Raw genomic sequence first — 24,767 nt, forward strand, 5'->3', positions numbered from 1 at the left:
CTACCCTCTCCTCTTTTCGCTCGATTCTTCACTCACGCCATCGTCTGCCTCGTCCTTGCGCGGCAGACGGCCGGCGATCGTCTCGCGCAGAGCACACCATTTATCCGCCAGGCACACAATCCATGCCTCACGACACGTCGGCGGCACCGGCACCAGCGGAAACATATGCCGCACGATAATATTCCGCTCGCGAGACGTTAGCTCAAAATCTTCCTCCGCACGCGCCAGGGCAAAAAACGGATGCCGAAAGCCATGCAGCCGATGGCTTGGGTCGGGATCGTGCCAATCGTAGAGAAAGTAATCGTGCAGCAGGGCTCCGCGCAGCAACGAGGCGCGGTCGACCGAGATACCGACACGGCCCAGGCGCTCGGCAAAGGACAGGCTCGCCCGCGCTACCGAAGTCACATGTGCATAGACCGTCACATCGCCATGCTGGATAAACTCGCGCGTCAGGTCCAAGCGGCCCGCCTGGGCGAGCTGACGGGCGGCATAGTCGACCTCCTGCGCGATTTTCTCGGCACGAACGACATCGGACATGCTGCCTCCTTCCAGCGACTCACGGCGACAAGCCACAGCCTACACGCATTGAATAAATCATCATCGAATCTACCAGTATGGCATCGGACAAAACGTTTTGCCCCACCAGTTGGCGAATTACCGCGCCGCCGTCACATATCAAACGCCAAAATGTGCGAGACTGTTTTGTGCAATTGTGCCGGCCGAGGGAGCGCCGGCGCTCGATTCGCATGGAGTAACCCACAACGATGCTGCTTACGCAAACGACAACGCCCGAGGACGTCAAGGCTCTCGACCGCGCCGAGCTTCCGCTGCTCTGCGGCGAGATCCGCCAGGCAATCCTCGAAAGCTCCGCCGCCGTCGGTGGGCACGTTGCTCCCAACCTGGGCGTCGTTGAGCTTACGGTTGCGCTTCATCGCGTGTTTAACTCCCCCATCGACAAGATTGTCTTTGACGTTTCGCACCAGACCTACGCCCACAAGGCGCTGACGGGGCGCGCGTACACCTATATCGATCCGGAGCGTTATGGTGAGGCTTCTGGCTTTGCCAATCCCGACGAGTCCGAGCACGACCTGTTTGCCATGGGCCATACCTCCACGTCGGTGAGCCTGGGCTGCGGCCTTGCCCACGCGCGCGACCTGGCGGGTGACGCGTACAACGTCATTACCATCATTGGCGACGGTTCGCTTTCGGGCGGCCTGGCGTTTGAGGGCTTTAACAACGCCGCCGAGCTCGACAGCAACTTGATCATCATCGTCAACGATAACGACCAGTCCATCGCCGAAAACCATGGCGGCCTGTATCGCAATCTGGCCGAGCTGCGCGCCAGCAACGGCGCCTGTGAGCGCAACGTTTTCCGCGCGATGGGGCTCGACTACCGCTATCTGGACACCGGTAATGATGTGTTAGCCCTCGTCGACGCGCTGCAGGAACTACGCAATATCGATCATCCCATCGTGCTGCACGTCTCCACCGCCAAGGGCAAGGGCTTTGAGCCGGCCCAGAGCGACCCCGAGCGCTGGCACCATGTGGGTCCGTTTGACATGGCAACCGGGCGCAAGCTCTGCCCGGGCCATCCGAGCGAGCCTGCGCCGCGCACCTATGCCGACATTACGGGCGAGGCACTCAGCGCCGCCATCGAGCGCGATCCGCAGGTCGTGGGCATCACGGCCGCCACGCCCTACATCATGGGCTTTACACCCGAGCTTCGCGCCGCGGCCGGCAAACAGTTCGTCGATGTGGGCATTGCCGAGGAGCACGCCGTGACCTTTGCCACCGCGCTTGCGCGCTCGGGCGCCAAGCCAGTCTTTGGTGTGTACGGCACGTTTTTGCAGCGCGCCTACGACGAGCTGTGGCACGACCTGTGCCTCAACGACACCCCCGCAACCATCCTGGTGTTTGGCGCGTCGATCTTTGGCACCACATCCGAGACGCACCTCTCGTTCTTTGATATATCCATGCTGGGCGGACTTCCCAACATGCGCTATCTGGCACCGGCCTGCATGGAGGAATACCTGTCCATGCTGAGCTGGTCGCTCGACCACCGCGAGCATCCCGTGGCGATCCGCGTTCCGGGCATTGGCCTGGTTAGCCGCCCCGATTTGGCGCCCGCCAAGGACACCGACTACAGCGCTGTTCGCTACGACGTGGTGCGTCAGGGCCGCGACGTTGCCGTGCTCGCGCTTGGCGATTTCTTTGAGCTGGGCGAGCGCGTGACAAACCGCTTGGCTGCCGAATACGGCATAGAGGCCACGCTCGTCAACCCGCGCTTTGCAACCGAGCTTGACCGCGAGTCTCTCGATGGCCTTGCCGCCGAGCATCGCGTTGTCGTCACCCTCGAGGACGGCATCTTGGACGGTGGCTGGGGCGAGCGCGTCGCGTGCTACTTGTCCTGCACGCCCGTGCGCACGCGCACCTTTGGCATCGCCAAGGGCTTTCCCGACCGCTACGACCCCAACGAGTTGCTTGCTCAGAACGGCATGACGGTCGAGAACATGGCCGCCGAAGCAGTACGCCTGCTGAACGAGTAGAAAAACCTCCGCAAGGGAAGCACCCCTGCGGAGGTTTTTATTTTCCCAACTCAATTGTCTCGATCTGTAACACCTAGAGGACAAATCCTCGCCCAATTGTTACAGATCTAGACAAACCGTCTTTGCCCCTGTTGTTTGTCTCAATCTGTAACAGATAGAGACCTTTTGTCCGTCCAGATGTTACAGATCGAGACACTCAAATCCCCCTAAAGAGAAAATCTCAATCTGTAACAGTTACTCGGCAAAAATGGCTGCAGGTGTTACAGATTGAGACAAAACAGCGAGGCAGGCCGCCACATCTGCAAGAACCACCACAAAGGTGCCTGTCCCCTTTGTGATAGTTTTAAGTCATGGTCGGCGCGAAAAACGAATAGCCGTTCATACGCGATCTCCTTACTTATATATGTCGCGTTGCCGCCATTATAGCGACCGCCGCGAGCGGCCATGCCGTCCGCAAAACGCTATCTCAGCTGCAATAACTGACGTTTGCCCAGATAAAACCTGCCAAAATAAACCTGTCCCTTTTTGGTAGGTAGAATTACCCATAAGGTAAGTATGTTTCTGAGTTATTTCGTGTTGACCCATTTGAGCGCGATAGGGTATAACTCTATTCAACCGCTAGGGATTTTATTGAGAAAGGTGTTCTACCATGAGCAAGAACCTCTCCCAGCAGGTCGTTTTCGACCGTCGCGGCTTCATCGCCGCCACCTTTGCAACCGTCGCCGGCCTTGGTCTTGCCGGCTGCTCCGACACCAGCGCCGAGGCCGACAAGGGTTCCGCCGCCGGCTCCTCCAAGAGCCCCGAGGACACCGAGGCTTCCACCACGCTCGATGCCAAGGCATTCGACAAGCTCGTCGACAACGGCCCCAAGGCCGATGACGACGCCATCGCCGCCAGCACCTGGGCCACGGCCGTCAAGGACGCCGGCGTCTTTAAGATCGGTGGCGTTCAGACCTCCACGCTCTTCTCCCTCCTCAACGAGAAGGACGGCAAGACCCGTGGCTTCGACGCCGGCATCGCGCAGCTCCTGTCCAACTACATTCTGGGCGAGAACAAGGTCGAAATCACCCAGGTGACCTCGGACACTCGTGAGTCCGTCCTGCAGAACGGCCAGGTCGATGCCGTCTTTGCCACCTACACCATTACCGATGAGCGCAAGAAGCTTGTCTCCTTTGCCGGCCCCTACTACTACACCCAGCAGGCCATCCTGGTGCTCGCCGACAACGACGACATCAAGAGCGTCGACGACCTGGCCGACAAGAACGTCGCCGTCCAGTCCGGCTCCAACGGCCCCGCCATCCTGGAGGAGTTCGCCCCCAAGGCCAGCCAGCAGGAGTTCAAGACCGACGAGGAGGCCCGCCAGGCACTTCAGCAGGGCCGCGTTGACGCCTACGTCATCGACAACAACATGCAGCAGAGCGCCCTGGTCCGCGAGCCCGGTAAGTACAAGATCGCCGGCAAGCCCTTCGGCAGCAAAGAGCCCTACGGCATCGGCCTGCCGCTCGATTCCGACGGCGTCGCCTTTGTCAACGACTTCCTTAAGAAGATCGAGGACGATGGCACCTGGACCGAGCTGTGGCAGATCTGCATCGGCGATCGCACGGGCGACACCAACGTTCCCGAGCTGCCCGAGATCGGCGCCTAGACAGCGAGCCCAGTAACGGCCGCTACGAAACCATACGGAAACGCACGATGCGCTTTATTGCGCTAAACTGTTTCCACACTGAGTTGTCGGGGCTTCCGTACACACGGGAGCCCCTTTCCTTATCGGCGGGAGGTCCGCATGAGTCTCTCCGAGCTCTGGTCGCTCTATGGCCAGAACTATATCGACGCGCTGCTAGCAACCTGGGGCATGACGCTTGAGTCGTTTGCCATCGCCATGGTGCTGGCCGTCGCCGTCACCGTGATGCGCGTGTCGCCGCTCAAGCCGCTGCGCATTTTTGGCGACCTGTATGTTCAGGTCTTCCGTAACATCCCCGGCATCGCGCTGCTTATCATCGTCGTCTATGCGCTGCCGCCGCTCAAGGTCGTCCTGCCCTACCGCACCTGCGTTATCGTCGCCACGGTCCTTTTGGGCTCGGCCTTTGGTTCCGAGAACTTTATGAGCGGCATCAACACCGTCGGCGTCGGCCAGGTGGAAGCCGCGCGCTCGCTCGGCATGAGCTTCAGCCGCATCCTCGCCAAGATCGTGATTCCACAAGCGCTGCGCTCGAGCGTACTGCCCATGACCAACCTCTTTATCGCCGTCATGCTCACCACCGCACTCGGCAGCCAGGTACCGCTTCAACCGCAGGAGCTCACCGGCGTGGTGAGCTACATCAACACGCGCTCGCTCGGCGGCGTCGCCGCGTTCTTTATCTCGGCGCTCGGCTACCTGGGCACGGCCTTTGTGGTGAGCCACATTGGCAACTACATCGATAAGAAGGTGAGGATCCTCCGATGAGCAAGCATTCCACCTCCGCTCTCACCATGCGCGATGCGCTTTACGAGGCTCCCGGCCCCAAGATGCGCGCCAAGATTCGCATCGGCACCGCTATCTCGCTTGTTGCCGTCGCCGCGCTCGCCGTCCTCGTGTTGCAGCGCTTTTATGTGACCGGTCAGCTTTCGGTCCACTATTGGTATTTCTTTACGCACCTCACCACCTGGAAGTTCCTGCTTGCCGGCTTTGAGGGCACCGTTAAAGTCGCACTCACCGCTGGCGCCATCGCGCTGGTGTTGGGCCTAGCCCTTATGCTCGGCCGCACCAGCGACATTAAGCCGCTGCAGCTGGTCTGCCGCGTGCTCACCGATTTCTTCCGCGGCGTACCGAGCCTGCTGTTCATCTACTTCTTCTTTTTGGTGCTGCCTCAGTACAAAATTGCGCTACCGTCGTTTTGGATGCTCACGCTCCCCGTCGCGCTCGCTGCAGCCGGCGTGCTGGCCGAGATCTTTCGCGCCGGCGTCAACGCCGTGCCGCGCGGGCAGGTCGAGGCAGCCCAAGCGCTCGGTCTCTCCAAAGCTAAAATCACCTTTAAAATCGTGCTGCCGCAGGCGATTCGGTTTATCATTCCGTCGTTGATTTCGCAGCTTGTGGTCGTAGTCAAAGACACCACCGTCGCCTACGTGGTGAGCTACCCCGACCTCATGCAAAATGCCCGCGTGCTCATTACCAACTACGACGCCCTCGTGTCGGTCTACCTGGTAATCGCGGTCATCTACATCCTCATCAACGTCGCGATCAACAAAGCCGCTGTCTACGTTTCGCACAAGACCGGCGCGACCATCATCCGCTAACGCTTTACCATTTCCAGTTATAAGGAGCCGAGCACCATGGCACAGAGCACCTCTTCCACCGGCAATCAGCCGCTGATCGAGCTCAAGCACGTCGATAAGCACTATGGCGATCTGCACGTCCTCAACGACATCAATCTCTCGGTCGACCGCGGCGAGGTCGTCGTCGTGATCGGCCCCTCGGGCTCGGGCAAGTCGACCATGTGCCGAACCATCAACCGCTTGGAAACCATCGACTCGGGCGAGATCCTCATCGAGGGCGAGCCCCTGCCGCAGGAAGGCAAGGACCTTGCCCGTATGCGTGCCGAGCTGGGCATGGTGTTTCAGCAGTTCAACCTGTTCGCACATATGACCGTGCTGCAGAACGTCATGCTGGGACCGGTCGACGTGCTGGGCGTCTCCAAGGACGAGGCCCGCGAGCGCGCCATGGACCTGCTGGGCCGCGTGGGCGTTGCCGAACAGGCCGATAAGGTGCCCGCACAGCTCTCGGGCGGCCAGCAGCAGCGCGTAGCCATCGCCCGCTCGCTTGCCATGCAACCCAAGGCCATGCTTTTTGATGAGCCCACGAGCGCCCTTGACCCCGAGATGATCAACGAGGTGCTCGAGGTCATGGTCCGTCTGGCCCAGCAGGGCATGACGATGATCGTCATTACGCACGAGATGAACTTTGCCCGCCGCGTGGCCGACCGCGTCGTGTTTATGGCCGACGGCCAAATCGTGGAAACCGGCACGCCCGACGAGTTCTTCGACCACCCCCAGACCAAGCGCGCCCAGGACTTCCTCAACTCCATCAAGGGCCACTAACCAGCAACCCCGTGGGACAAATCCATTGAAAGTGTTGTCCCACGTCTCTCATGCGCCCTGTCACCTTCAGATTCGAAAGCAGCACCCATGATCGGAACACGTACTTCCTCGTCCTATACCCCGCACGTCGACGTTGCCCCCTCCGACCGTCCGCTCATCCTCGTCGCGCCGCGTTGGGAAGAGGCAAAGCCGTTTTTGAGCGAGACACTCTCCCCCAACGAGGAAATCGCCAGTGTCTTTGTCGATGCCATCCTTGCCGCCGGCGGCCTGCCGCTGCAGATGTCCATCACCGAGGACATTGAGGTCATCCGTCATTACGTCGATATCGCCGACGGCATCGCCATTCCTGGCGGCCCCGATGTCAATCCCAAACGTTGGGGCGATGATCGACCCTACGACCCCACCCTCTGCTGCGAGATCCGCGATAGCTTTGAGTTTAAGCTGGTCGACGAGGTACTCCGCGCCAAAAAGCCGCTCTTTACCACCTGCCGCGGCACGCAGCTGCTCAATGTCGCCACTGGCGGCACCCTGTGCATGGACGTACCGAGCCTGGGCGCGCGCGAGGGCCGCACGCAGTGGCGCCATACCCACGTGCTCAACGACCCTGTGCATCCCGTCGAGGTCGTGCCGGGCTCGCTTCTGGAGCGCGCGGTTGGCGGGCACAGGCTTATCCAGACCAACTCCGCACACCACTGCTGCGTCGAGCGTCTGGGTAAGAGCACGCGCTTGGTCGCCAAGGCAACCGACGGCGTTCCCGAGTGCATCGAAGTCGAAGGCCAGCCTTTCTGCCTGGGCGTGCAATGGCATCCCGAGTACACCTGGCAGACGCTCGAGACCGACTTTAACCTGTGGAAGTCGTTTGTCCAGGCGGCGGCCAAGGTAAAGCAGGCCCGCTAGTTCGCGAACCGCACAACAAATAAGGACGCCCCGCCGGCCACATGGTCCGACGGGGCGTCCCTTTGCCTAGCTTAAACCGAAGGGAACGCGACAACGTCCGCAGGGCGCTCCAGCGTCTCGGCAATGCGATCGCGCACTTCGAGCAGACACTCGATAAGCAGCGGATTGAAAGCGCCGCACTCACCGTCCAAAATCATCCGAATCGCCTCTTCTTGCGAAATGGCGTCCTTGTACACACGCACGCTCGTCAACGCATCGTACACATCGGCCACCGAGACCACCTGAGCGGCAATGGGGATATCGTCGCCCTTAAGACCGTCAGGATAGCCCGTACCATCCCAACGTTCATGATGCCAGCGGGCGATTTGGTACGCATAGTCCAAAAGGGCACTTCCTTCATGGTTTCTGCCCAGATTGCGCAGCATGTCGGCGCCAATGGTAGTATGCGTCTTCATTATTTCAAACTCTTCGGGCGTCAGACGTCCGGGCTTGTTGAGAATCGCATCGTCAATCGACATCTTGCCGATATCGTGCAGCGCCGACACCAACGCAATCGAAGAACGCTCCTCGTTGCCAAGAGAGTACTTGTCGCTCCGTCGCGCCAAGTCGCCAAGCAGCAGCTCAGTCAACTTCTCGATATGCGTGACATGCCTGCCGCTTTCGCCATTACGGACTTCCATGACGCTCGCCATGATGTCGACGAGTATACGGCTGTTATTGACGCGCGCATTGTACTGCTGCGACAGCAGACTCGTCAGACGACGCTGTTTGGCATACAGTCGAATAATATTGTTGACGCGACGGCGCACAATGCGGTCATCGAACGGGCGACTGATATAGTCCGAGGCGCCCAAATCGTAAGCACGTAACACCACGTCGTCGGTATCTTCGCTCGAGATCATAATAACAGGTAGGCTATCGAGGGCTGCCTGACGCGAAAGCTCGGCCAGCACCTCACAGCCGCTCATGTCCGACATGACAATATCGAGCAGCACGAGGGACAGGTCGCCACCATAACGGTCAACCGCATCGAGCGTGGCGCGACCGCTATCGGCTTCTAGAATGCGATAGTCGTCCTTGAGCATCTCACCGAGGATGGACCGGCTCACTTTGGAATCGTCGGCAATCAGCACCAGGGGCTTTTGGCTTTGGAAGGCCTCGATGGAATCGGCATCGGTCACGACCGTACCGGCTTTTGTCTTAGCGTGGCTCAGTAACTGGACAGCGCGGCCAACGCCCTCATCGACTGTCTCGCCATGAATGCGAACGCCACCAACACATGCCGTCAAGCTCACGTACTCATGGCCCGGAATAATCGTGGCATGAACGGCATCGGATACCTGATGCAGGCGACGGGTGAAGTCATCGGAGGGAATATTGGGCATGACGACCACAAACTTGTCACAGCCATAGCGCACAAGCTCGTCAGTCGAACGGATTCCGCTGCGTATGGCTGTCGCCACAGCACCGAGCGCAAGGTCGCCGGCATGACGGCCACACGTATCATTGACGACCCTAAAATCATCAAGGTCGATCATCGCAACGCCGGCATTCATGCGGGCGCTACGGAGCTTTTCCTCGTAATATCGGCGATTGCGCACGCCCGTCAGCACGTCGGTGTAGACAAGGTCCTCTTCTGTGGCCTCTTGCTCATCAATCGGACGCACCATCAGCAAGACGTGAGGCTCACCCTCGACCTTTAGAGGGCGCAGACGGGCGCGGTACTCAACACCATCGTTGAGCAGTTGCTCCGACACCTCACCCGAATCTGCCAAGGCCTCAAGACTCGACTGACGCAGACAAGGGCAGCGATCGCCGGCGAGCAAGCAGTTAGGCTCGCTCTTAATCTGATCGGCCGACAGCAAACGCACCACGGGGTAGGTCTTCGCGACGCGGGCGACCTCAGCGGCAGCCTCGCTGGCAGTAAGATTACCCCCATATTTATTGAGCATATGCGGCCCTTTCCGTCGTTGGCCTGGCAACGGTACGCCCGTTAAACGTTACTAGAGTAACATCTTGCAGAGCAGGCAGGTGCACAATTGTTGTAATATTTTTAATAGCAATAGAACGGGTCAATTACCTCTGCGAATATGCAGCTCAAGATTGATTTATTGCAAGACACCAATGTTTATTGATTCTCCTGTATGAGTCACCGACGCATCAGCGGCTTAGAATGGCGCGGACGGCGTTGGCGGCTGCGACCGGTCGATCTCGAAGACCGTTATGCGCACCCGGAATTGTTACAACGGGGCAGCCCAGTAACTCCGCAGCCGCTCGTGCACCTGCCGCGCGGGACGTATCGGCCGAAAGCTCTCCCAAGCAGACGGCGGCAACGGTTTTTGATGCGCGAACTCGATCCCAATCGGGACCATACGTCATGACAAGTCCATACTCGTTCGCCATAAAGCCACGTCCATTGCGCATAGCATGTTTGGCTTCCGCTTTGGTTATACCGGGAGCTTCAGGATCGGGGTCTCCAATAGCGCCCAAGAAGACCCTCAGCGCCCTCGAAACTTTCCCCGCCGCAACCATCTCGAGCAAAACCGGGGCTGCGCCCAAGCCAACGCCCTCGCCTGTCACGGCCGGCTCATGCAAAATCGCAGACGACACTGCCGCCGCATCCGCATGAAGGAGCTCAAGGGCAACGAGCGTGCCAGCGCTGTGCGCGAGGACATTTGCCGGGGCGCCGGCATGTTGGATAACAGCTCGCAGGTCGGCAGCCTGAACTGCCAGATCGTAGCGTCCGTCTGCCGCATCGTCGCTCTCGCCGCAACCACGGCGGTCATAGGCAATGACGCGATAGCCGCAGGCGAGCTCGCGGGCGATGCCGTCAAAAAATGTGCCGTCGACGCACGCACCGTGCACGCACACCAAGGCGGGCGCATCGGACGATACATCCGGGCCGGCATACTCGCGGCAGGCAATCGTGGTGCCCGCATTTTCGACCGTAAAATCCATGTTGTGCCCCCATCATCAATGCCCATCCAGTTGCACGTCAGTACGGTTGGATGGACCCGCATTGCCTTATGCCTTGTTAACAGATTAACTGTACCCGAGCCGAGGCTTTTCATGGCACAGCATCATGAGCGACGTGAAAAAACGAAACTTGTAAAGCAAGAGCCCGCACCTTGTTTTGGAGCCGATGCTATGCTTAGGCACAATTGTCTAGAGGAGCATATGCCTATGTCTACGTTTTTGAATGCCAGCCCTATCTTTGGGCCCGTTCGCAGCCGTCGCCTTGGTCTCTCGCTCGGCGTCAACATGATGCCGGCCAGCGGCAAAATCTGCACGTTCGACTGCATGTACTGCGAAAACGGACTCAACGCCGAACGCCCCTGCCACGAGCCACACAACACGGCTGCCGTGGTGCTCGACGCACTCGAAGCCAAACTACGCGAGATGACGGTCGAGGGTGAGCTGCCCGATGTAATCACGTTTGCCGGCAACGGCGAGCCCACCGCCGCACCGGAGTTCCCGCAGGCTATCGCCGGCGCTGTCGCGCTTCGCGACCAGTTGGCCCCGAACACCAAGATTGCCGTGCTTTCCAACGGCACGCGCGCCGACCGTCCCCAGGTGCATGATGCGCTCATGATGGTCGACGACAACATCCTCAAGCTCGATACGGTCGATCCAGCATTTATCCAGCTGCTCGACCAGCCCGTTGGTCCCTACGACGTCGAGCACCAGATCGAGACGTTCGCGAGCTTTGATGGCCACGTTATCATTCAGACGCTATTCCTAACCGGCGAGTACCAAGGCAAGTCTATTGACAACACGGGCGACGAATATGTCGGCCCTTGGCTTGCGGCGCTCGAGCGCATTCGTCCGCAGGAGGCGACCATCTACACGGTGGCGCGCGAGACACCAGTCGCCGGCCTTGCTAAAGCGGCTCCCGAGGCGCTCGACGCGATTGCCACACGCGTGCGCGCCCTCGGCATCCCCTGCCAGGTGAGTTACTAGCACCCGTCTGCCCAAGAGCAGCTAATTTGGGACGGGGCTTTTTTGACTGCTTTTGGGAGCGATATGGGCGGCGCAAGGCCGCGCGGACAAAAGCAGTCAAAAAAGCCCCGTCCCAAATTAGCTGCTCTGCGGGTGGGCTATACTAGCCTCGGATGAAAGGAAGTTAGCCATGTATGACAAAGGACCCGTACCCGGCCGCAACGACGCTTGCTGGTGCGGCAGCGGCAAAAAATACAAGAAATGTCACAGCTCCTTTGATGAGCGCCTCGAGCGCCTGTGGGAAGAGGGCTGGAACGTCCTGCCCCGCACGCTCTATAAGACGCCTGCCGATATCGAGGGCATCAAGCGCTCGGCCGCCATCAACGTGGGCGTGCTCGATTATGTGGGTGAGCATATCACCGCGGGCATGACCACCAACCAGATCGACCAGATGATCTACGACTACACCGTCGAGCATGGTGGAACGCCGGCCGACCTCAACTACGAGGGCTACCCCAAGAGCGTGTGTACCTCGATCAATGACGTAGTCTGCCACGGCATTCCCTGCGATACGGACGTACTGCACGAGGGCGACATCATCAACGTGGACTGCTCAACGATCTTAGACGGCTTTTTTAGCGACTCGAGCCGCATGTTCTGCATCGGCAAGGTCTCGGCCGAGCGCCAGCGCTTGGTCGACGTCACCCGCGCCAGCGTGGAGGCGGGTCTGGCAGCCGTCAAGCCATGGCTGCCGCTCTCCGTGATGGCCGAGGCCGTACAAAAGACGGTCGAGGACGCCGGCTTTAGCGTGGTGCGCGAGTACGGTGGCCACGGCATTGGCAAGGAGTTCCACGAGGACCCGTTTGTGGGCTTTACCACCGAGGCGCCCGACGTGGACACTATCATGGTTCCGGGCATGGTCTTTACTATCGAGCCCATGGTCAACGCCGGAGCACCCGACATTAAGATTAGCAAGGGCGATGGGTGGTGCGTGCGCACCAAGGACGGCAGCGACTCGGCCCAGTGCGAGGTACAGCTCGTGGTGACCGATGACGGCTACGAGCTGCTGAGCTGGTAGCCGTAGATGCGCCAGATGCTGACGGGCACGCTCGTCTTACATCCGGCGTTTTATTTGAACGTTTTGCCTGATAAAACCTGCCAAAATAAACCTGTCCCTTTTTGGCAGGTTGAGCGGAGAGGAATGCTTGTGAACATCCTAGTTTTGCTGCCCGTCAACGACCGCCATCGTGCAATTCTTGAGTCGAGCGCTCCGGGCGAGGATTTTATCTACACGAGCGCCGGCGATATCACGCGCGAACAGGTCGCCGATGCCGACGTGATCCTGGGCAACATCGACCCTGAAATGCTCACGGCATGCGACCATCTCCAACTGTTGCAATTGCAGACCGCCGGCTATGACGACTACCTTGCCGCCGGCACCGTGCCGGCTGAAGCCAAGCTGTCTTGCTCGATCGGAGCCTACGGTCAGGCCGTGAGCGAGCACATGTTTGCCATGGTCCTTTCCATGATGAAGCGCCTGCCCGGCTATCACGACTTGCAGCGCGAGCATCGCTGGGAGGATTTGGGGCCGGTCACCTCGCTCAAAAACGCCAACGTGCTGGTACTGGGCGCAGGCGATATCGGTGGCCACTTTGCCACGCTCTGCCGCAGCATGGGTGCGCACGTCCGCGGCATCAAGCGCCATCCGCTCGTCTACCCCATTGTGTTTGAGGACATGGACGGCATGGATGCCCTGTCTGAGCGCCTGGCAGAGGCCGACATCGTCGCATCCTTTATGCCCAGCACGCCCGAGACCCGCGGCCTGGCGAACGCCGAGTTCTTCGCCGCGATGAAACCGGGCGCGTTCTTTGCCAACGGCGGCCGCGGCGATCTTGTGGTCGCCGACGACCTGGTTGCCGCTCTGGAATCGGGGCATCTCGCCGGCGCCGCGGTCGACGTCACCGATCCCGAGCCGCTGCCCGCCACAAGCCCGCTGTGGGATGCACCCAACATGCTCATCACGCCGCACGTCTCCGGCTGGTTCCACCTAGCCGCCACGCTCAATAACGTGGTCGACATCGCCGCGGAGAATCTGCGTCACCTGCTGGCCGGCGAAACTTTACGTTGTTGGATTGAGCATTAGATTGTTCCGGCGTTTTACCAAACGCCGGAACCCCTCGACGCTGCGAGCCCGCCGTTTGGCCAATCTGCCGTTCAATTTCAAAGGCGCGACCAGAAGGTCAGCGCCTTTTCATTTCACGGCACCTTGGCTCAAACGGCGGGCTCTCGCTGACTTTTGCTCTACCTGCGGCGGTTCCGCTGGCGTCGGCTTCATCTGCAAGCCTTAGCAGCTCCGTCTTACCGTTGACATTGCGGCATTTGCCCAGATAAAACCTGCCAAAATAAACCCGTCCTTTTTTGGCAGGTTTTAGAGCTCCACACTTTCGGCGCCGTTGATGTTTAGGTCGCGCTCGTAGAAAGCCGTGAGGGCGCGGATCGCGTACATCACGTCGCGCACGCCACCGGTCTCGTAGCTCGAGTGCATGGCCAGCTGCGGCAGGCCCACGTCCACGGCGTGCATGCTCGCCTGCATATTGGACAGATTGCCGAGCGTGGAGCCACCCGCCATATCGCTCTTGTTGGCAAAGGCTTGCGTGGGCACGTCTGCGTCATCGCAGATGGCCTGGAACACTGCGCGGCTAAAGGCATCGGTGCAATAGTGCTGGTTGGCGGCTTCCTTGATGACGATACCGCCGTTGAGCACGACCTGGTTGTGGGCATCGCACTTCTCGGCGTGGTTGGGATGCACGGCGTGCGCGTTGTCGCAGCTCACGAGCATCGAGGCGGCAAGCGCACGGTGGTACGACTCGTCATCAAAGCCCAGCGACCAGTTAATGCGACGCAACGCATCGGCCAAGAACGTCGACATGGCGCCCTGCTTGGTCTCGGAGCCAACCTCCTCGTTGTCGAAGCAGCAAAAGACCGAGATGTCATGCGCATTCTCGGCGCCCAAAAATGCCTGCAGCGAGGTGTAGGCGCAGGCTAGGTCGTCGAGCTTGGGCGTCGAGATAAACTCGTCGGCCCAGCCCCAAATGCGCGCGTCCTGACGATTGACCAGGAACAGATCGCGGCCCAAAATCTGCTCGGGCTCGACATCCAGTTCGTCGGCGATCAGAGCATCAAAGTCGCCCTGCTTAAGCTCACCGGCGCTGATGAGCGGGCACAGGTCGACAGCGCGGTTGGGTGCAAAGCCCTCATTGACGCCACGGTTCATATGGATAGCAAGGCTCGGAATGATAGCGACCTCGCGCTCGGTGGTAAGCAGGCGGCTCTCAATACGGTCGCCCTCGCGCACCAGCACGCGTCCAGCCAGCGCCAACGGGCGATCGAACCAGGTGTAGTCGATCATGCCGCCATAGGCCTCGGTGTTCAGGCGCAGCGTCTCGCCCGCGCCGTCAAGCTCGGGCACGGCCTTGACCTTAAACGTCGGAGAATCGCTGTGCGACGCCGTGAGCTGAAAATGATAGTCGCCGGCAACGCCGTCCTCGCCCCACGTCGCGGCCAGGTCCTCGCCCACCTTAAAGGCGATAACGCTCGAGGTGTTGCGCTGCGTGTAATAACGCCCGCCCGGCTCGATGTCCCATGCCGCATTCTCGGGCAGGTAGGTAAAGCCCGCCTCGTCGAGCTCGGCCATAATGGTCGCCGCCGTATGGAACATGCTGGGGCACGCCTCGATAAAGTCGATAAGGTCGTTGGCGGCCTCGATATCGTCGGCCGTCACATGCGTGCGTTCGGGCGTTTCCTGATCCGTCATGCTCTCCCCTTTCGCTGGGTTGATGGTCCCCTCCAGCATACCCCGCCACGCCAGCGCCGCACTCTTCATTCCATGTTTAATCCCGTGCCACTCACCAGGTTGAGCCATCATGCCCGCGCTCCTTTTGCGATAATTACGCTAACAGGACGAGAGGAGCCGTCATGAAGCCACGTAACATTGCCATCGCCTGCGGTGTCGCGGGAGTCGCCGTCGGCCTTGCCGCTGCCACCGGTATCGTTTACCGCAAGCAAATCAAGTCCGCCGCGTCGCTCAAACGCTTGACCGGCTACGCGGATGGCTATGACCTGTACGCAATCGACATCGCCTACGATTACGATCTTGATCGCATCATCGCCGCTGGCGTGCGCGACGACCAGGCCTACATCGATGCCGTGGTGGCGCAGGTGCTGCCCGGTGTGCCGGCACATGTCCAGGCTCCCCAGTTTGCCTGCAGCGCTTTTGTCGCCGTAGATGCCGAAGGCCGCGTGCGCACCGGTCGCAATTACGACTTTAAGGACGACACCTCGGCGCTGCTGGTGCGCAATCACCCACGCGGCGGCTATGCCTCCATCGGGTTTGCCGCCCTTAACAACCTGGGCGATAACACTCCGCTTGACTCCGTCGCCGGACGCGCCGCCGCACTCATGGGTCCGTTTGCCCAGCTCGACGGTGTTAACGAATGCGGCGTGTCCGTTGCCGTGCTCACCCTGGATTCCAAGCCCTGTGACCAGGACACGCAACGCCCTGTCATCAATACCTCGCTCGCCATCCGTCTGGTGCTCGACCGTGCCGCCACCACGCAAGAAGCTGTCGACTTGCTTTCCGCCTACGACATGCACGCCATGGCAGGACGCGATTATCACTTCTTTATCAACGACGCCACCGGTGACGCGCGCGTAGTAGAGTGGGATCCGCACGATCCGGACCGCGCTTTCAAAGCGACTCCTGTACGCCAGGTTACGAACTTCTACCCCTGCTATGGCGACGAAGTGCTACCCAACCAAAGGAACGGCGAGCTGGGCCATGGTAAAGAGCGCGCCGTCGCAATTGCCGATGTCCTTGACGCCCATGTCGGTGCCCAGGACGAAACGATTGCCTGGGAAGCCCTGCGCGCCGCAGCGCAAGAGCCCAATCCGGAAGACATCACCAGCAATACGCAATGGTCGGTCGTCTTTGACAATACCGAACCCGCCGCCGCTATTACGCTGCGCCGCCACTGGGGCGACGTCGACGCCTTCGCACTGTAAGGAGCCAGGCCCGTCGACCTTACGCTCGCCTGACGTTGTTTACATTTCTATACGCTTGAGCTAACACGTTTTACCCCCGTATCAACAGTGTGCGGGGGTAAACTTATGCGCATGTTATAACTTGCCCGGAAGGATTCATCATGCTTAGGATCGGTCTTCTTACCAGTGGCGGCGACTGTCAGGCGCTCAACGCCACCATGCGCGGCATCGTCAAAACGCTTATGACCAATAGCGAAGAACCTATCGAGATCTATGGTTTTGAGGACGGCTACCAGGGCCTTATCTACAGCAGGTTCCGCGTCATGACGCCCGCCGATTTTAGCGGCATCCTCACCCGCGGCGGCACCATTTTGGGCACGAGCCGCACGCCGTTCAAGCGCCTGGACATTCCCGAGGCCGATGGTGTCGAGAAGGTGCCTGCGATGGTCCACACCTATCACAAGCTGCAACTCGACTGCCTGTTTATGCTGGGCGGCAACGGCTCCACCAAGACTGCCAACCGCCTGCGCGAAGAGGGCCTCAACGTTATCGCTCTGCCCAAGACCATCGATAACGACACCTGGGGCACCGAAATGACGTTTGGCTTTACGAGCGCCATCGACGTCGCCACCAAGTGCATCGACGACATCCACACCACCGCCTCGAGTCACGGCCGCGTGTTCGTTATCGAGATCATGGGCCACAAGGTTGGCTGGATCCCGCTGTACGCCGGCGTCGCGGGCGGCGCGGACGTCATCCTGATTCCCGAGATTCCCTACGACATGGGTAACGTCATCAAGACCATCGAGCATCGCATGGAGACCGGCAGCCGCTTTACGATCGTGGCCGTCGCCGAGGGCGCTATCTCCAAGGAGGACGCGGCGCTGCCCAAGAAGGAGTACAAGAAGAAGCTCGCCGAGCGCACGAGTCCGTCGATTGTCTACGACATTGCCAAGGAAATCGAGGCCAAGACCGGTCGCGAGACCCGCGTCGCCATCCCCGGCCACACGCAGCGCGGCGGTCAGCCCGACGCCCAGGACCGCATCTTTGCGACCCAGTGCGGCGTTGAGGCGGCACTGGGCTGCCTACGCGGCGAGTTTGGCTACATGATTGCCCTGCGTGACGGCAAGATGTGCCACATGCCGCTCGAGGAGGTCGCCGGCAAGCTCAAGTTTGTCGATCCCCAGAGCGACCTGGTACGCGAGGCCAAGACGCTGGGCATCAGCTTCGGCGACGAATAGCCTCGGCCGAAATCCATCCCATCGGGCCCTCCGACCCCGCCCAACGTATTTCGATTTGGCTCCTCCCTTGACTCCGTCAAAGGTCGCCAATCGAAATCGTCGGTCGGGGTCGGAGGGCCCTGCGTTTACATGCTCGCCGAGGCTATTCGTCTTCTTGCTGCGGGTGCCTAGGGCAGGAGGCGCCGTGCATTTTTGGGAGTTTTCAGCAGCCGAGGGTGCCTGCATACTGAATTTTGGGCGAAAGGCAGGCGCCATGGGCCGCATCTTGTAAAAACGAGCGGCTCTTGAGGCGTTGGGAGCTCAGAATCAGGGCTTTCAGCGCAGTTTTGTGCGCCCGCTCCCATACTCGTGGACTCCGGAATGCTGAATTCTCCGGAATTTGCACGCCGCCCCTGGGGGTACCTGCGGGTAAAAAGCAACCGCCCCGCCAAAATATGCATTCTGCGGGGCGGTTTATGCAATAAAGCGACTGCGGCACGTCACAGCTCGCTACAACTTGAATCCAAGAACAGGTTACTCGGCGCTCTTGAGGGCACCGACCATGTCAATCTTGTTGAGGGTTCGGTTGGTGGCGAGGTTGACAATAATCGTAAAGCCAAACGAAAGCACCACAGCGAACACGAAACTCAGCGGCTCGACCTCAACATCAAAGTACAGCGACGGCATCTGAAGAACGTACGTAAAGCTCTCGGCAAGCAGGCCACCCAGCGGCACGCCCAGTGCGGTGCCAATCGCCGTAAGGATCAACGTCTCCTTATTGACGTAGTGGTGCACCTCGCCACGGCGGAAGCCCAGCACCTTGATGGTCGCCAGCTCGCGTTCGCGCTCCGAAATATTCGTATTAGACAGCGTAAACACCACCACAAACGACAGGCACGCCGCCATAAAGGTCACAAGCACTACGACCGAATTGGTAATCGTAAAGATCGCCTCATTGTTCTCCCAATGCTCGGCCGTACTCGAAATCGTAAGCCAACCGTCACTCTTAAGCTTCTTGCTAAACGCAATCTGGTCGGTCGACGAGCCCTTAAGCAGCACAAAGATGCCGTTAAGACGCGCGCTTCGGCCGAACGCGCGCTCATAGGTGCCCTGCGTCATATAAAGTGTGTTGCCCAGATAATTGAGCGAGATATCGCTAACCTTGACCTTGGTAACATTGAGCGACGAATCCTGGACCTGCGCCGTATCGCCCGGCTGAATCCCCAGCACCAGCTGTGAACTCTTGCTTAAATACACGTCCCCGTCACGCAGGGCGAGCGGTTCTTTGGACTCATCCTCCAGGCGCACGTAATCGTCCAGGTCATTCGTGCGGTCGTCGGGAATCACAATGAGCTGTACGGTCTCGCTCTTACCGCCAAACGTAAAGGTGACGTTGTCGGTCATAATCGGCAGGGTCGAGGTCACGCGCACGCCGGAGTCGCTGGCCGCGCTACGCTCTTCCAGCGCCGCACACGTCTGAGCATAGTCATCGGGATTGGCGACCACCAGCAAGTCATAGCGCGTGATGTGCCCGTGCTGTTTGGGCGAAAGCGCCACCGTCGTATCGCGGATGCCCATACCGCAGATCACGAGCGCCGTGCAGCCGGCGATACCGAAGATGGTCATAAAGGCACGTTTTTTGTAGCGGAACAGGTTACGCGCTGCCACCTTGTTCAAAAAGCCCATGCGGCGCCAAATAAAGCCGATGCGCTCAAGCAAGATGCGCGAGCCGGCTCGCGGGGCCTTGGGACGCATAAGCGAGGCTGGGGTCTCGGCCATCTCGTGGCGGCAGGCGATAATCGTGGCACCCACCACGCCCACGGCAAACAGCGCCACCGAGACGATCGAGGACACGATGTCGTACGAAAGCAGCATCTGGGGCAGTGAGTACATGTCATCGAACACCGTAAACAGGAACAGCGGCAACCCCACAAATCCGAAGATGTTGCCGAGTACGCCGCCGAACAGACATGCCCACAGCGAGTAGTCCACGTATTTGGACAGGATTCGCCCGCGTGAATAGCCGAGCGCCTTGTATAAGCCAATGAGCGTGCGCTCCTCCTCGACCATACGAGTAGCGGTGGTAAGGCTGATGAGCGCGGCTACGACAAAGAAAATAAATGGGAAAACCGTGGCGATGGCCTCAATCGAAGAGCTGTCGCTCTCGACGCTTGAGTAGCTTGCGATGTTACCGCGATCCTGGATGTACCAAGTGCATTCGCCCAGATCGGAAAGCTCGGCGCGTGCATCGGCAAACTGCTGGTCGGTGGCGGCGCGGCGCTGGTCCAAATCGGCCTGAGCCCGATCGCGCTCCTCACTGCCCTGGGGCATGCGGTTGATGTTGTCCTGCTCAATCCCAAAGAGCATATTCGCCTGGCGCTCGGAGGCATCCAAGCTTGCCGGCGCGTCGACCGTCAGCTCTTGGGCGCGCACCTTCTCACGCTCGTCGCGAATCTTCTCGATATTACCCTTGACCTCGTTGATCTTTGTCGTGTAGGCATCTGAATAGGAGTTGAGGCTCTTGGCTCCCTCGACGATCACGTGGACCGCGGAGTAGGAAGAAGATGTCGCGGCATCCTCGCTCACATAGAACTTATAGTCCGCAGCCGAAGCAGCGCGAAAGGCGTTGACTGTCGAGTCGGAGCTCACATCAGTAGGATCGAGGACCTCGGCCGTAATGGTGTAATCACCCGCGGCAAACTGGTCCTTGGCGCTTTGGTTCGACGAGCTCGCGTCATTGGCGGCAAAACTCACCGTGTCGCCGAGCTTTTTGCCCGAAGCCTTCAGGAACTTCGAAGTCACCGCGACCTCGCCGGCGCTCTCGGGCAAATCGCCGCTCACCAGCACCGGTTGATCGATATTCTTCCTGGAAAGGCTCTGAACGACTACACGCTCGCGCGTGGTACCCACGGCGGTGTAGGCGGTCTCGGTGTAGATGCCCTCGGCCGTCTCGACGCCGTCGACCTCTTGAATGGCCGCAAGATCGTCGCGCGTAAGGCCATAGGTCGACTGCACGTTAATGTCATAGACATTCTGCTGGTCAAAATAGACGTCGACCGAATCGCGCAGATCCTCGCAGCCCGCCTTAAGACCGCACATCACGCTCACGCCGAGCGCGGTAATGACCACGATAGATAGGAAGCGCTTAAGACTGCCTCGGATTGTGCGGGAGATGCCACGGCGAAAAACCGTCGGCGCCATATCATTTGAGCTTTGAGCGGTACGGTAGGTCGCGAACTCCCGATCGTGACCCACGTGCTCCGTATCGTGGTTTTGGCTGTTTTGGCGATCTTGGTCCATGGGCGCTACCACTCGATCGTCTCGATAGGCACGGGATTTTGCTGGACCGTCTCGCTCTCCACACGACCGCTCTTAAAGCAGATCAGGCGATCGGCCATGGGCGCGAGCGCGGAGTTGTGCGTGATGATGATGACCGTAATGCCCTGCTTGCGACAGGTGTCCTGCAGCAACTGCAAAATCTGCTTGCCGGTTTTGTAGTCGAGGGCACCCGTGGGCTCGTCGCACAGAAGCAGCTTGGGATTCTTGGCCAGTGCGCGGGCGATGGACACGCGCTGCTGCTCGCCGCCCGAAAGCTGCGCCGGAAAGTTGGCGAGGCGCTCGCCCAGGCCAACCTGGCGAAGTGTCTGTTCGGCATCGAACGAATCGGGGCAGATTTGCGCCGCAAGCTCGACGTTTTCGAGCGCCGTCAGGTTGGGAACCAGGTTATAGAACTGGAAGACAAAGCCGACGTCGGCGCGGCGGTATTCCACGAGCTGCGCCTCATTGGCGGAACTCACGTCGCGCCCATCCACCGTTACGGTGCCGGAAGTCGCCGTATCCATGCCGCCCAGAATGTTGAGCGCCGTGGTCTTGCCGGCACCCGAAGCACCCAGGATAATGGCGAGCTCACCGCGCTCGACCGTAAAGCTCGCGCCATCGAGCGCGTGAATGCGGGCGTCACCCTCGCCGTATGCTTTGACGACGTCCTTGAATTCGATATAAGCCATCGATTAATTCCCATCTGGTCGGATAACTCTTTAGTATTACCCATTTCGCACCGACCAAAAAGGGACAGGTTTATTTTGGCAGGTTTTATATGGGGAAACGAGGGGTGCGGGCAGGCACCAGGACTGTCCACGGCAACCATTTGACCCAAACCGTATCCACCGCTATGATGCCACTGCGGAATGAATGTCTCCGTTGGGTGCGCCAGCCAAGCTGCCGCGTTACCCTAAACCGCCTTGTTGCTGATGACTTCTGCTGTTACGTGATGCCCCTAGGCATCACGCCGCGGCAGGAGTCTTTTTTTGTTTTGGAGGAGAAGTGTCGGAAAGCAGCGCATCGAGCAGAATCAAACGTCTGCTCAACACCTATAGCGGTCTTGTGCTTATGGGTGCCGTCGGAATCCCCGTCGGTATCATCGTTGGCGCCATCTGCGCGCTCTTTGGACGCGTGCTTTTGGCGATCGGCGCCTTCCGCGACGAACACATCACCCTGCTCCTCCCCTTCCTCGCCCTTATGGGCCTTGCCATCGTGTTTGCCTACCGCGCTTGGGGCAAGGGCACCGACCGCGGCATGAGCCTGGTATTCGACGTAGGCCACGGGCGTGAGGACGCCATCTCGCCGCGCTTGGTGCCGCTCATTATGCTGTGCACGTGGGGGACGCACCTCTTTGGCGGCAGTGCGGGACGCGAGGGCGTGGCCGTGCAGATCGGTGCAACCGTCTCGCACTGGATCGGCCGACGTTTGCCGTTCCGAGACCCCGGCAACACGTTTTTGCTTATCGGCATGGCCGCCGGCTTTGCCGGGCTCTTTCGAACGCCCCTTGCTGCCACGGTCTTTGCTATCGAAGTACTGGTCGCAGGGCGCATGGAATACCGCGCGCTGTTTCCCGCGCTTACAGCCTCGCTCGCCGCAAGTATGGCCTCCGGTGCCCTGGGACTCGAGAAGTTTGAGGTCGCCGTTGTCGCCTCATGCGCGCTCGATCTCCCCGGTCTTGGACGGCTTGCGGTACTAGGCATCGCGTTTGGCATGGTAGGCGGTGCCTTTGCCTGGTGCCTTGCGCATGCCAAGACCCTTGCGGCGCGGCTGCTCCCCAACCCCTATGCGCGCATCGCCGCTATCGGCATCGCGCTATCGGCGATTCTGTTCGCACTGTGGCAGGGTCGATACTGCGGCCTTGGCACCAACCTGATATCGGCGGCGCTCAACGGTAACGGTAAGGTCGCCATCATGCCTTGGGACTGGGCGCTCAAATTCGTACTCACCATCGCCACACTTGCCGCAGGATATCAGGGTGGTGAGGTGACGCCGCTGTTTTCCATCGGAGCCAGCCTGGGTGTCGTACTCGCCGGGATTCTCGGCATGCCCGTCGAGCTCTGCGCCGCGCTGGGCTACGCAGCCGTCTTTGGCAGCGCCACCAATACGCTGCTCGCACCCATCCTTATTGGCTGCGAAGTCTTCGGCTTTGGTAATCTGCCGATGTTCTTTATTGTCTGCGTCGTGGCTTACCTGTTCAACATGGATAAGTCGATCTACGCCCTGCAGAAGCGGGCGTAGAAAGATGTCCAAGAAGGTGGTCTCAACCGGAAACGGCGTCCCACTCTGAGGCTGTATTCCGGGACACGGTTTCCGCTTGGGACGCCATTCGGAAAGCGCATCCCGCTTTAAAACGGAATTCCGGGACGTGGTTTCCGTCTGAGTCTCCATTCGGAAAGCGTGTCCCGTTCTTTCACGGCATCTTGGCTATGCAAAGTGTTCGAGCGCTAGTCCTCGTACGCGCCCTCAAGCCGAAGCAGCCACTCCTTGCGATCGAGCCCGCCGGCATATCCGTTAAGCGAGCCGTCGGCGGCAACCACGCGATGGCACGGCACGATAATCGAAATAGGGTTGCGAGCGACCGCAGCCCCCACCGCACGAGGAGACACAACGGAGTCCTCGTTCCCCGGCACCCGATGGCGGGCGGCGATACGAGCCGCAATCTCGCCATACGTGGCGACCTCGCCACGCGGAATAGAAAGCAGCTCAAACCAAACTTCACGCTGAAACGCCGTACCGATCATATGCAACGGCGGCGTATACCGAGGCTCCTGCCCTGCAAAATAAGCATTCAGCCAAGCCCACGAACGCTCAAGCACCGAAGAAGCCGCACCATGAGCCGGACTCGCCGACGACATGCCACCAGCACCGGAAACCGCATCGGCCCCTTCAACATGTTCGGAGTCTTCCCGGAGAAGCGTGGAGCCAAAGTGCTCCTGCCCCTCAAACCAAAGCCCCGTCAGGCCGCGGCCATCAGCGGCAAGCAGGATTTCGCCCAAAGGCGAAGCAAACGTCGTCGTGACCACCAGCGGCTCCTTTCAAAACTCCGCACCATAATACCGCGAATTGTGCAGACGACTCCGCAGATACGCCCGGGCAGGCTCGTAATTGTTTAAGCGAGGCCGCTTTCCCCAATCAAGAGAAGAAGACGCGGGGCTTCGACGCCAGGGCGGTACCCATGCCAGCTGAGCTCTAATACTTTTCCCGAGAAGTGAACGAGTAAAAACGAAGCCCCGAAGCATCCACACTTTTTGATTACAAAACCGCAGGATTCGCGCAGCAAAACCGCAGGAAATAGTGGTCAAAATATGCCAATGCTTCGGGGGTCCAAAATAGGTCGTTCACTTCTCGGGAAAAGTATTCAACTTCAATTCACCCCAACCCCAAAGTCACCTCAGGCAGCAGGCGCGAAGCGCCGCAGCTGCCGTCACGGCCCTGCAGTCCCCAAAGGCGGCAGGCGCAAAGCGCCGAGGCCGCCGCCGGGACCAGGGCCCGCAACGGCCACGTGCCCTCACATCAGCCCAGCGGCCCCAACCAACAACGGACCCATCGCAGGCCGCTCGCAGCCGAGTCACCGCAGGCGGGGGCCGGGCTTAGCTTTCAGAACACTCCGCAGACCAGTGGGGGGGGGGGGGGGGGGGGGGGGGGGGGGGGGGGGGGGGGGGGGGGGGGGGGGGGGGGGGGGGGGGGGGGGGGGGGGGGGGGGGGGGGGGGGGGGGGGGGGGGGGGGGGG

Annotated in this window: 19 protein-coding genes; 12 read left to right on the top strand and 7 right to left on the bottom strand. The window is 60.0% G+C overall.

All coding sequences use genetic code 11. From position 1 onward, the window contains the following. Positions 1 to 537, bottom strand: a complete 537-nt coding sequence (locus ACTQ40_RS02580; RefSeq protein WP_441563275.1) for an HD domain-containing protein — start codon at positions 535 to 537, stop codon at positions 1 to 3. Positions 538 to 764: 227 nt separating this feature from the next. Between ACTQ40_RS02580 and ACTQ40_RS02585 the strand changes: the two genes are divergently transcribed. From ACTQ40_RS02585 to ACTQ40_RS02610, 6 genes are all read left to right on the top strand, one after another. Then, a complete protein-coding gene (locus ACTQ40_RS02585) occupies positions 765 to 2,546 on the top strand; it encodes a 1-deoxy-D-xylulose-5-phosphate synthase (RefSeq protein ID WP_441563276.1) in 1,782 nt (593 codons plus the stop codon). A gap of 649 nt (positions 2,547 to 3,195) precedes the next feature. Then, on the top strand, positions 3,196 to 4,191 hold the full coding sequence (locus ACTQ40_RS02590) for a glutamate ABC transporter substrate-binding protein (RefSeq protein ID WP_154514875.1): 996 nt from the start codon (positions 3,196 to 3,198) through the stop codon (positions 4,189 to 4,191). Between the two features lie 138 nt (positions 4,192 to 4,329). Continuing rightward, on the top strand, positions 4,330 to 4,989 hold the full coding sequence (locus tag ACTQ40_RS02595) for an amino acid ABC transporter permease (RefSeq protein WP_154514877.1): 660 nt from the start codon (positions 4,330 to 4,332) through the stop codon (positions 4,987 to 4,989). Continuing rightward, positions 4,986 to 5,819, top strand: coding sequence for an amino acid ABC transporter permease (locus ACTQ40_RS02600; protein WP_373094275.1), 834 nt, complete (start codon positions 4,986 to 4,988; stop codon positions 5,817 to 5,819). Before ACTQ40_RS02595 ends, ACTQ40_RS02600 begins: the two co-directional genes overlap by 4 nt. Before the next feature lie 36 nt (positions 5,820 to 5,855). After that, a complete protein-coding gene (locus ACTQ40_RS02605; protein WP_117840240.1) occupies positions 5,856 to 6,620 on the top strand; it encodes an amino acid ABC transporter ATP-binding protein in 765 nt (254 codons plus the stop codon). Positions 6,621 to 6,707: 87 nt separating this feature from the next. Beyond that, positions 6,708 to 7,517, top strand: coding sequence for a gamma-glutamyl-gamma-aminobutyrate hydrolase family protein (locus ACTQ40_RS02610; protein WP_441563277.1), 810 nt, complete (start codon positions 6,708 to 6,710; stop codon positions 7,515 to 7,517). Between the two features lie 71 nt (positions 7,518 to 7,588). Here the strand turns inward: ACTQ40_RS02610 and ACTQ40_RS02615 are convergent, their stop codons facing one another. Both ACTQ40_RS02615 and ACTQ40_RS02620 read right to left on the bottom strand, forming a co-directional pair. Next, complete coding sequence (locus ACTQ40_RS02615; protein ID WP_441563278.1) at positions 7,589 to 9,469, bottom strand: diguanylate cyclase; 1,881 nt, start codon at positions 9,467 to 9,469, stop codon at positions 7,589 to 7,591. Between the two features lie 208 nt (positions 9,470 to 9,677). Next, complete coding sequence (locus ACTQ40_RS02620) at positions 9,678 to 10,475, bottom strand: alpha/beta fold hydrolase (RefSeq protein WP_427795536.1); 798 nt, start codon at positions 10,473 to 10,475, stop codon at positions 9,678 to 9,680. A 225-nt stretch (positions 10,476 to 10,700) separates the two neighbouring features. Between ACTQ40_RS02620 and ACTQ40_RS02625 the strand changes: the two genes are divergently transcribed. From ACTQ40_RS02625 to ACTQ40_RS02635, 3 genes are all read left to right on the top strand, one after another. Next, on the top strand, positions 10,701 to 11,477 hold the full coding sequence (locus tag ACTQ40_RS02625) for a radical SAM protein (RefSeq protein WP_441563279.1): 777 nt from the start codon (positions 10,701 to 10,703) through the stop codon (positions 11,475 to 11,477). 169 nt (positions 11,478 to 11,646) lie between these two features. Beyond that, positions 11,647 to 12,534 (top strand): type I methionyl aminopeptidase, encoded by an 888-nt coding sequence (map, locus tag ACTQ40_RS02630; protein WP_441563280.1) that lies wholly within the window; start codon positions 11,647 to 11,649, stop codon positions 12,532 to 12,534. Positions 12,535 to 12,657: 123 nt separating this feature from the next. Then, positions 12,658 to 13,599 (top strand): D-2-hydroxyacid dehydrogenase, encoded by a 942-nt coding sequence (locus tag ACTQ40_RS02635; protein ID WP_441015204.1) that lies wholly within the window; start codon positions 12,658 to 12,660, stop codon positions 13,597 to 13,599. A gap of 285 nt (positions 13,600 to 13,884) precedes the next feature. Here ACTQ40_RS02635 and ACTQ40_RS02640 read toward each other — a convergent pair whose 3' ends face one another. Then, positions 13,885 to 15,270, bottom strand: coding sequence for a M18 family aminopeptidase (locus tag ACTQ40_RS02640; RefSeq protein ID WP_441563281.1), 1,386 nt, complete (start codon positions 15,268 to 15,270; stop codon positions 13,885 to 13,887). A gap of 161 nt (positions 15,271 to 15,431) precedes the next feature. Here ACTQ40_RS02640 and ACTQ40_RS02645 point away from each other — a divergent pair, with 161 nt between their 5' ends. Together ACTQ40_RS02645 and ACTQ40_RS02650 are read left to right on the top strand one after the other, a co-directional pair. Then, positions 15,432 to 16,517, top strand: a complete 1,086-nt coding sequence (locus ACTQ40_RS02645; RefSeq protein ID WP_441563282.1) for a carcinine hydrolase/isopenicillin-N N-acyltransferase family protein — start codon at positions 15,432 to 15,434, stop codon at positions 16,515 to 16,517. Positions 16,518 to 16,657: 140 nt separating this feature from the next. Then, positions 16,658 to 17,737, top strand: a complete 1,080-nt coding sequence (locus tag ACTQ40_RS02650) for a 6-phosphofructokinase (protein ID WP_441563283.1) — start codon at positions 16,658 to 16,660, stop codon at positions 17,735 to 17,737. A 513-nt stretch (positions 17,738 to 18,250) separates the two neighbouring features. Here ACTQ40_RS02650 and ACTQ40_RS02655 read toward each other — a convergent pair. Together ACTQ40_RS02655 and ACTQ40_RS02660 are read right to left on the bottom strand one after the other, a co-directional pair. Further along, the gene (locus ACTQ40_RS02655; protein WP_441563284.1) at positions 18,251 to 21,016 is read right to left on the bottom strand and encodes an FtsX-like permease family protein; all 2,766 of its coding nucleotides are present in this window, start codon (positions 21,014 to 21,016) and stop codon (positions 18,251 to 18,253) included. A 5-nt stretch (positions 21,017 to 21,021) separates the two neighbouring features. Continuing rightward, entirely contained in the window at positions 21,022 to 21,723 is a 702-nt protein-coding gene (locus ACTQ40_RS02660; RefSeq protein ID WP_427718202.1) for an ABC transporter ATP-binding protein, read from the bottom strand. Between the two features lie 316 nt (positions 21,724 to 22,039). Between ACTQ40_RS02660 and ACTQ40_RS02665 the strand changes: the two genes are divergently transcribed. After that, entirely contained in the window at positions 22,040 to 23,275 is a 1,236-nt protein-coding gene (locus ACTQ40_RS02665; RefSeq protein WP_441563285.1) for a chloride channel protein, read from the top strand. A gap of 206 nt (positions 23,276 to 23,481) precedes the next feature. Here ACTQ40_RS02665 and ACTQ40_RS02670 read toward each other — a convergent pair whose 3' ends face one another. Further along, on the bottom strand, positions 23,482 to 24,060 hold the full coding sequence (locus tag ACTQ40_RS02670) for a methylated-DNA--[protein]-cysteine S-methyltransferase (protein ID WP_441563286.1): 579 nt from the start codon (positions 24,058 to 24,060) through the stop codon (positions 23,482 to 23,484). Between the last annotated feature and the right edge of the window lie 707 nt (positions 24,061 to 24,767).

This window comes from Collinsella sp. Sow4_D11, assembly GCF_052116465.1.
Classification (GTDB): domain Bacteria; phylum Actinomycetota; class Coriobacteriia; order Coriobacteriales; family Coriobacteriaceae; genus Collinsella.